Source organism: Pseudorhizobium endolithicum, from assembly GCF_902153245.2.
Classification (GTDB): Bacteria; Pseudomonadota; Alphaproteobacteria; order Rhizobiales; family Rhizobiaceae; genus Neorhizobium; species Neorhizobium endolithicum.
Genome location: NZ_CABFWF030000010.1, coordinates 78,560 through 87,779 on the forward strand (window position 1 = coordinate 78,560; position 9,220 = coordinate 87,779).

Consider the following 9,220-nt stretch of genomic DNA (forward strand, 5'->3'; position numbering starts at 1 on the left):
CCATCCCATTGAATGCTCTACCAGCACGCGGTCGAGCTTGCCGTGCAGGATCTGGTCGCGACTGCCGTCAAGTTCTGGCTGGATTGAGCAGAGGTTCTCATCTCGATAAGTGACGTCTGCGATTATCTGGTGCTAAGCAAGGCCGCGAACGAAGAACTGTTGACATTCCTCAAGGAGATGAGGAGGCGCGCCGGCTAAGCCCTTCGCTCTGGCGGGCGCGGCTCATCTACCGGGCGAGAAAAGCTCGTATGTCGAGCGCCGACGTGATGCGAACCGGACGCCCAAAAGCCATTCTATCTTGATAGGCGAGCGGATTTGTGGCTCCCGCAGCCCTGTCTTCGATTGGATCAGGCGCCCTGCATCGAAGGAGGGATCCACTACGCCTATTCGCTAGCATGTAAGCCATTTGGCGCGCGAGTGGTGCCTATTGATGGAGTTTTCAGATGCGGTGGACTTCGTAAGATTATGTTCTCGCTGGCTGGATCCGAGGACACCATGACTGTTCCGAAACAAATAATCTATCCTATTCGCTATATCAGACCCTTCTTCGACGCGAATCCGTCCCATGAAGATCGTTTCCGGGAAGAGTTCCGCTCCTTTCTTGATGACGACGTCCACGTTACGGCCTTGGGCCGAGCCAGAGCGGGGCTTTATCTACTCGCAAAGATGGCGCGGCGTGGGGATTGTAACCACGTCGTCATGCTGCCTTATACAATTCCTGACGTCGTAAACATGATCAGGTTTGCAGGCTGTCAACCCGTCTTCGTCGATACACTCCCGAGCTCTACGAATATCGATATCGATCATCTTGTTACGTTGCTGGATAATCCAGTCTGCTGCGTGCTGCTGACGCACTATCACGTCAACCAGGATCGCCTTGAAGATGTCCGAGACCTCTGCCGCCGGCGAGATATCCTTTTGTTTGACGATTGCGCAATTGCTCTCGGCGGAGAGCAGGGCGGCGCTCCTCTAGGCACGTGCGCGGACGCGAGTGTCTTTAGCATGTCGGGTTTCAAGACGCTGAACTACATCTGGGGCGGCGCGGTGACGACCACCAATCCTGAACTCGGCGAGGTTCTGAATGACGAGGTGTCATCCTTTCCTCGCCTCCGCGCGGAGCATTACAGGCGGCACATGCTCGCAGTTGTGAAATATGATGTCGCCACCCGTGATCCGCTCTTTTCTCGAGTGATCATGCCGCTCTTTCAAAGAAAAGTTCGAGAAAGCGACAACAACAGCGACCCGATCACCTTCACGCGCATTGAAAGCACCTCCATTGACGATACGATCCGGAGCCGCCCATCGCTTGGAGCGCTGCGGGAATTGAGCAGGAAGTTCTCCACCGTCAAGGCAAACCTCGCTCACAGAAGACGAATCGCGGCCATCTATGACGAATGGGTAGGTGAAAAAATGATCTCGGCCGAGACGTCGGCCGCCACGCGCTCTGGCTCATGCTTCATAAACTATCCGATCGTCGTCGAACCGAGCAAGAGAGACTGGATTTACAGGGAACTGATCAAGAGCGGGTTCCATGTCGGATTGTCGTCCTATCCCAACGTTCATGAAACGCCTACATTCAGCGACACTCCAGGGCGATCAGAGAACATCTCGCGAATGGTCCGATCGGCCATCACGCTGCCGACACATCCGAAAGTCACGCCGGATTATGCTGCTGACCTGGGCGAGGCGCTAGGCAAACTTGTAAAGCATTAGGGTCCGTTTCGGCGAAATGGATTCGATATTCCGTGGACGACGCACGGTGGAAATGAAGGGCTCAGATCGGAGGCACTGTGACCCTGGCGCCGATACTTGTCTTGTCGCTGCTGCCTGCAAGTCAGCTCCGGCGTCAGTATCCGTCGCGCCCCGGATGCTGTGAGGTCGAATACAACCATTGCTGGGAGGGCATATTGTGCTCATTGAGGGAACAGAAAGCCTCTTCGACAAAACTTGGAACGTCTGCGTCATCGGCGCGGGCCCGGTCGGAATAACGGCAGCGCTGGAGCTCGCGAGCAACGGTCAGCATGTGCTTCTTCTCGAAAGCGGCGTCATGGAGCCCGATCCCAGCATCCAGGAGCTCTCCGATGCAACCTTAGTCAATCGCTGCAGCCACGCTGACCTTTCCATCGCTGTGCAAAGAAGCTTCGGTGGAACCTCGAATCTGTGGGGCGCCGCCTGCATTCCTCTCGATCCCATCGACTTCGAAAGCCGACCGACGGTGACAGGCGCAACCTGGCCCATCAGCTACGATGATTTCGCGTGCTATCTTCCGGATGCGTGTGAATACGCGCAATGTGGCATGCCGCAGTTCCAAGCCAGCATCGACGGAATGCCGAAAGGGTCCTCTGAGTTTCGCAGCGATGGATTGGTCCGCTACAGCCAGAAGCCTAACTTCGGACGCGCTTATGAAGAGGCGATCCGATCATCGGCAATGATCGACGTTCGTCTTGGGGTTACAGTAACCGAGCCGCACTTTTCCGAGAGTGGCATAGTCGAAGCGCTGACCGTCGTCGATAGGAGCGGGAACCGGGGATTGGTGAGGGCGCAGGTCTTCCTCGTCGCCTGCGGCGGTGTCGAAACCGCTCGCCTCCTGCTATCGGGCCAAATCAGCGCGCCGTTGCGTTTCGGCGGTGACGATGGCCCCTTGGGGCGAGGCTACATGGGGCACCTCTCCGGCCAGCTCGCTGAAATCGAGATGTTCAACGCCTCATTCGACAAAGGCATGGATTTCTTTCGTCCCGAGGGCGGCGCCTATGCCCGCCGCCGTCTCGTCGCTTCGCGCGACATCCAACTAGAGGAGAGCTTGACCAACATCGCTTTCTGGCCTGTTACCCCAGAGTTCGGCGATCCGGCGCACAGGGATGCGATCCTTTCCCTTGCTTATCTTGTCCTTACCTACCCGCCTTTGGGGCGACTGGTGGTGAGCGAGGCTATCCGCCAGTTCAACGTTGGCAATCGCGAGATCGCACGCCTGCCTCACGTCGTAAACCTGATACGCGGCTTCCCTTCAGCTGTCTGCTTCCTACCCCCATTCCTATATCGTCGCCTTGTTGCTCAGCCGAGACTCCCGGGTCTTCATCTCCGCAATCCTGGACGCCGCTATGCCTTGCACTACAATGCAGAGCATCTGCCCAATCCGAACTCGCGGATACAACTCGACTCGCGCCGTGATCCAACTGGATGCCACCGGGCCGCAATCAATCTCCAGTTCTCGCGCTCTGATGCGGAGCCGGTCGTGCGGGCGCATTCAATGTTGGCCGATTGGCTTTCGAAGAACCGGCTGGGAAACTTGATCTGGCGTTGCCCAAAGGAGCAGCAGGTCGACTATGTCTTGGAGCATGCCCGTGACGGAGTGCACCAGATCGGAACTGCACGCATGGCGGCCACCCCGCAAGACGGCGTGGTTGACGAGAATTGCTGCGCGTTCGGGTCGCGCAATCTTTATGTCGCTGGGAGCGCAGTCTTTCCGACTTCGGGCCACGCCAACCCTACCCTCTCCGCGATAGCGCTCGCGGTCCGCACGAGCCGACATATCGCGTCTCGGTTGTCGAAACTGCCCCGGGTCGCGTCGGCCAAAGCCAAGTGCATGCTGGTAGGAATCGGTGTCACGGAAGCAACGTTCAAATTCGAACATCTGCTCGGCTGTTGATGGCCGCGGCCCCGCCGGCAAGGTCGAGGGCGGCCCGACCCCGAACGTTTGGTTCGCCCGCGATGAGAGCGAGGCGCAGATGTTCTTCGCCGGCCTAACGTTGAACTAGGGGGCAAGCCGGGTGGATCCGGCGATGTCTAGACTAGCGTGAGGCCGTTGAATGTGGCTTCATCGAGGCTCAGGGCTTCGGCTCGATGCTCATCGGGCGATAAGCTTGCCGTTGGCGTCGAATGTCAATTCGATGGGCGATGCCGCTGTTGCCGGCGTGCCACTCGCGTTTGCAGTGATGGAAACCGGTCCCGCCACGGACGTCAACATAGAGTAAGGATTTGTTGATGGTGGCAGTTGACCAGGTGCCCATCGATCGGTGAAATGACCTCCGGGAAGGGATAGATGTACTCGCTGTCGTTAATGTAGGCGGACATAAAGACGGTCCCGCCGTATTCGAAGTCCATATCTCAACCACCCACAAGCCTCAGCCATTGCTGCACAAACGGCGACAGCCGACGATCATACGCGCATTCGTGCAGCTTTTAGGCCATGGTCGAGGCTGGCAGCGACAATGTAAGATGGGTCGAGGCCGATCTGAGGTCCCATTGGACCAATAATCTCGCCACTCATTATGAGTTCTTCTGGCCCATCGGACAGCTGTTCCGTATTGGCCTTCGGCAAATGTCTTGAATTGCTGCGCAAGGATCACATCGGGCAAGAGCTATCCAACAGCATGGTGAACTGTGAAGCCGTTATGGCCCGCAATCCGGCATGGCTCGTCAGTGGGCGCTGAATGTGCTTGGCAATGCAAGCATTGATATCGACAGGATCTTAGACGCAGAAGCTTAAGTCCCCTTTACAAAGTTCGACCGTCTCAAGCAGTTTCGGCGGATCGTGAACCGATATGACGAGACGCAGAGATCTTCTCAGCAGCCCTTCTCTGGCCGCCGCCAACCAGCTGTCATACTGTCCGATGACGGATTTTCTATCCTTACAGGTTCGGAAGTCGCAGGCGGTTACCGTGCGCCCGGCCGAGGCTCCCGTCCCTTTCAGCCGGCAAACATCGCCGCACTTGATAGCCGAACAGCACCCCGACTTGCGGTGGTAAGAACGGTGAGAGTGGCGGCCCTTCTTCAATAGACGCGGGCCGATGACTGCTAAAAATTCTGCTACAAAGGACCCTTGCTAAATACCGCTAAGTGATTGCATTCGCTGATGATCGTCCATAAGGGCAATCCCTCATTATGAGCAGGCGCGCCGCGTAATCGATCCCGAAATCCTCGTCGCAACAGTATTCGACCAGGCTAGATCGAGCCTCATTGAAGTCGAGGATGGCGTGTCTCCTCTTGTTTTGGAAGCCGCGCCGCTCGTGGCCGAGGAAAGGGCCGATGGTCGCGAGATTTCATCTATAACCAGCGACACTGAAGCGTCGGATCAGTGTTTGACCGACCGTTGACCGTGTTCGGCGGCCCAATCTGGCGGTGATCATCAACGCGTGTGACCTGACAACTGGAACGGCTTTTCGCTTCGGTTCAGGTCGCTCCGCCGGATGGCGCTTCGGTGAAGTCCAGGGTGCAGCGCCCACCGTCGCTAAGGCCGTTGCAGCCTTGGCGCATTCCCACCTACTGAAACTTGATCGGCAGTGTTATTGCTGGTGCTGAGTGATTAGGTCCAACAACGCAGCCCGACAGTAGAAGCACAGCCAGAGGCGCTGCTGCCAGTTTGCTCTTCATCAATCGTTTCCCAGCGCCACGCGAGGCCTAGCCAGCATCTACCGCGCGTTCTCGCCATGACTCGCAATGTTCAGGATCATTAACAGAATTGAATAACAAAGGGTTCTGCTTCGTCTCTACCCGGGACTGAGCCTCTAAACCTACCGATGACTGCGACCAGTTTGGGGGGAGTTAGTCGGCCTTCAGATTATCCCGCATCGCCTCCACCTGGGACCTCGTCCAATCGACCAATCCGGTAGCGTGGTCGTTGTGGACTTCGGCAACCAACAAGGCTGATGATGCCGCACCAATTAAGATCAGGAGCACATTCACCCAGCGGCGAAGCGCTGACCCACGCTCTGGACCTACATGTCCAGCTACACTTGTCTGCACAACCTCTTGGAGCTGCTGCTTCAGCCGTAAGCTCAAAAACGCTTCGCTGAACTCAACCGAGCGGGAAATGCCCTCCAGGCGGGCGTCCAGGCAATCGAGTCTCTGCTCAATCGCACGCCGCCCATCCTCGCCCTCAAATAGCCGCGGGCGTTGCTCATCGTTCAACCTGGACTCCAGCCCGCGCGATGCGCGCCGTTGAAGGATGACCGGTGATATTTGTTCCAAACCATCTGGCCGCCCCGGAAGATTACCAGCACCAGTTTCAGCGGGTCCGATATCGTTGAGGCTGGCTGCTATGGCGTGAACATCGCGGTCGAACACGTCCGAACCTGCATTCAATTCGCTACGCGACATGATAATTCTCCTGCTTTGTTCGGAACGGGCCCTACTTAGGCCTCGCGCATCGCATGCGTAATCTGATCGGTAATGGGTTTGATTAAGTAGGACAGGATAGAACGTGCTTCTGTCTGCACGAAAACCTCTGCGGGCATGCCCGGCTTCAAGACTTGCGTGCCGACCTTGTCCAGCTCGTCATCCGGGATGCGTAGCCTGGCCAGGTAGTAGGAGGTATTAGTCTGCTGGTCATGCGTAAGGTCAGCCGAGATATCGATGACGCTTGCCAGCAGTTCGGGCGTGACCCGCTGGCTGAGGCTGGTGAGGCGGATACGTGCGTTTTGGCCACTATGGACCTGATCGATGTCGGTGGGTGATAGCTTTGCTTCAACAATGAGCTCGTCATCGTGGGGGATGATGCTCACCAGGGTTTCGCCAGGCGCAGCAACGCTGCCGATCGTGTGAATGTTAAGCTCGTGAAGAGAGCCCGTCATCGGGGCACGGATGTCCAGACGCCGGATCTTGTCTTGCGCGGCGATGCGCTCCTCGGAAAATTTGGCGATCTCGGCCCGCTTGAGGTCAAGTTCCGTCAGAACGCTTTCGTAGAAGGCCTCGTCGATCTGCGCCAGCTTCAGTTCCGCCTGGGTCCTGGCCTGTTGGGTTTCGATGATCTCCGCCGTAAGCGCCGCCTGGCTCCCGCCGAGCGACGCCCTTTCCCGCTGGATCGCAATCAATTGCGAGTGCATGATCAGACCACGGTCGTTGAGCTTTGTGTAACGACTCAGTTGATCGTCAACGAGGACTATGTTGTCATCGACGGCATCCCTCTGGGCTTCCAGCGCTGACACCTGCTCCTCGAGCTGCGCCACCTGTTTTGCAAGTTGCGCCTTCTGACTTGCTCTCGTCGCGGCTCTTGCCGCCATCAGCTCCTTCTGCGCCTCGATTAGGAGCGCGCGTCGCTCTTGCGGAACGGAGGCGAAATCCTCCGGCACGTCGATATCGTCGCGATTGGCCTGCTCTGCGAGAAGCCGTGATTCCTGCGCCAGAAGCTGCAGGAGCTGGTTTTCGATGATCCCGAGATTGGCCTGTGCCATGGTTCCGTCAAGCCGGAACAGAAGCTGACCGGCTTCGACCTTGTCTCCTTCAGAGACAACAATGTCGGCGATGATCCCACCATCGGCATGCTCGACCTGTTTGGCACGACCGAGGACGATGATCTTGCCACTCGACATCACCGCGCCGTTGATTTCGGCCCAATTGGCGGCTGCCGCAAAGCCTCCTAGAAACACGCCAGCGATGGTGAGGGAGAGGGCGATCTGCCGTTTGATTGACCGGCTGATCACATGATCCAGGGCATTATACTGCATTGACCAGCGCCTTTCCCGACTGCATTGACCCGTTGAGGATGGAGACATTCGTCAACAGCTGATCCTTGTCTCCGAACGCGACCTGTCGGCCACCCTGGATGATCAGCAGCTTGTTGACGGACAATAGTGCACTGCTTCGATGCGCCACCACCACGACAATGCCGCCCCGCTGGCGAACCTCCAGGATCGCGCGGCTCAGCGCCTGTTCCCCTTCCACGTCCAGATTTGAGTTGGGCTCATCCAGCACGATCAGGAAGGGATTGCCGAAGAGGGCACGGGCCAAACCGATCCTCTGCCGCTGCCCGGCCGACAACCTGGCCCCGCCGTCGCCGATCATCGTATTATAACCGTCAGGAAGTCCCGCAATCAGATTGTGAACACCTGCAAGTTTGGCCGCAGCGACGATGGACACGACGTCAGCGTCCTTATCGAAGCGTGCGATATTGTCACCGACCGTTCCGTCGAAGAGTTCCACATCTTGAGGCAGGTAACCAATGAAACGCCCGCGCTCGTCTTCCGTCCATTGATCGGTGGTAGAGCCGTCGAGCCGGATCGCCCCCTTCAGCACCGGCCAGACGCCGACCAGTGCACGTGCAAAGCTTGTCTTGCCCGAACCGGAGCCGCCGATCACACCAAGTCCGTCGCCAGCCTTCAGCCTCAGAGCCACGTCCTGCAACAGCACCACGGGCTCCGCCGGCGCACTGGTGGCCATGTCTTCGATCGACAGCTCGTCCTTGGGAAGCGGAAGTCCCTCTAGCCCGCGATCGACGTCGCATTGCAACAGAACCTGGTTGAGCCGTCCCATCGCCTGGCGGCTTGCCACGAAAGAGGGCCAATGTGAAACGGCCTGTTCGATCGGTGAGATCGCGCGTGCCATGATGACGGACGAGGCGATCATAACGCCGCCGGAAATCTCCTGCTGGATAGCCAGATATGCCCCCAGCCCCAGCATCGCTGACTGCAGCATCATGCGCAGGAGCTTGATCGTCGAGGAATAGAAGTTGCTGCGGTCGGTGGCCTGCTGCTGGGCATAGAAATAGGGAGTAACAAGCTCGCCATATCGTTGCGATAGCCGACCCGTCATCCCCATGGCCCCGATCACTTCGGCATTTCTGCGGGCCGTCTCCATGACCTTCGACTGGGCCGCCGTCGTTTGGCCGACCTCCTTCGTTGTGGTCCGCGACGAATACTCGTTGAAGACCACAAGCAGGAAGATGAGAGCGCCGCCGGCAAGCGCCAGGAAGCCAAGGGCGCTGTGCATCACGAAGATCAACAGGAAGTAGAAGGGCATGAAAGGCAGGTCGAAGATCGATGATGGCCCAGGCGAGCCGAGAAATCGCCGTATCGTGTCTAGATCGCGGTTCGGGTGAAGGCCCGCGCTCTTGCCCCCCAGCAGCACGGGCAGCCGGATGTTGGCCCGCAGCACCGGGTTCGTAAGCCGGGTGTAGACGAGCATGCTGACCCTCAGCAGCGCCTTTGATCTCAAGATGTCCAATAGCCCGCTGAGGCTATAAAGGCCAATGGTGATGGCCGAGAGAACGAGGAGGGTTGGAACGCTGCCGCTCGCCAGCACCCGGTCATAGACCTGAAGCATGAAGATCGGCCCGGTCAGCATCAGCACGTTGAGCACTGCGCTGACGATGAAGATGCCCAGGAAGGCAGATCGACACGCCTTGATGGCACCGGAAACGGAAGGTCTGGTAGAACTGGAGAACATACTCTTCTCACCCTTACGCTGAATGGTTCGCCTTTCGTTGGATCGGCGGCGCTCCACCCGC

At 58.0% G+C, this 9,220-nt stretch carries 5 protein-coding genes; 2 read left to right on the forward strand and 3 right to left on the reverse strand.

All coding sequences use genetic code 11. From position 1 onward, the window contains the following. Positions 1–495: 495 nt before the first annotated feature. Together RTCK_RS06275 and RTCK_RS06280 are read left to right on the forward strand one after the other, a co-directional pair. Positions 496–1,713, forward strand: coding sequence for a DegT/DnrJ/EryC1/StrS family aminotransferase (locus tag RTCK_RS06275; RefSeq protein WP_185927933.1), 1,218 nt, complete (start codon positions 496–498; stop codon positions 1,711–1,713). Between the two features lie 196 nt (positions 1,714–1,909). Beyond that, positions 1,910–3,646, forward strand: coding sequence for a GMC oxidoreductase (locus RTCK_RS06280; RefSeq protein WP_142592177.1), 1,737 nt, complete (start codon positions 1,910–1,912; stop codon positions 3,644–3,646). Positions 3,647–5,541: 1,895 nt separating this feature from the next. On the opposite strand, the gene RTCK_RS06285 is transcribed toward RTCK_RS06280, so the two are convergent. From RTCK_RS06285 to RTCK_RS06295, 3 genes are read right to left on the reverse strand one after another with little or no spacing between them, the layout of a single operon-like run. Then, positions 5,542–6,096, reverse strand: a complete 555-nt coding sequence (locus RTCK_RS06285; RefSeq protein ID WP_142523239.1) for a hypothetical protein — start codon at positions 6,094–6,096, stop codon at positions 5,542–5,544. A gap of 35 nt (positions 6,097–6,131) precedes the next feature. After that, entirely contained in the window at positions 6,132–7,442 is a 1,311-nt protein-coding gene (locus RTCK_RS06290; protein ID WP_185927934.1) for an HlyD family type I secretion periplasmic adaptor subunit, read from the reverse strand. Then, entirely contained in the window at positions 7,432–9,159 is a 1,728-nt protein-coding gene (locus RTCK_RS06295; protein ID WP_142523237.1) for a type I secretion system permease/ATPase, read from the reverse strand. The genes RTCK_RS06290 and RTCK_RS06295 overlap by 11 nt, the downstream gene beginning before the upstream one ends. Positions 9,160–9,220: the final 61 nt, after the last annotated feature.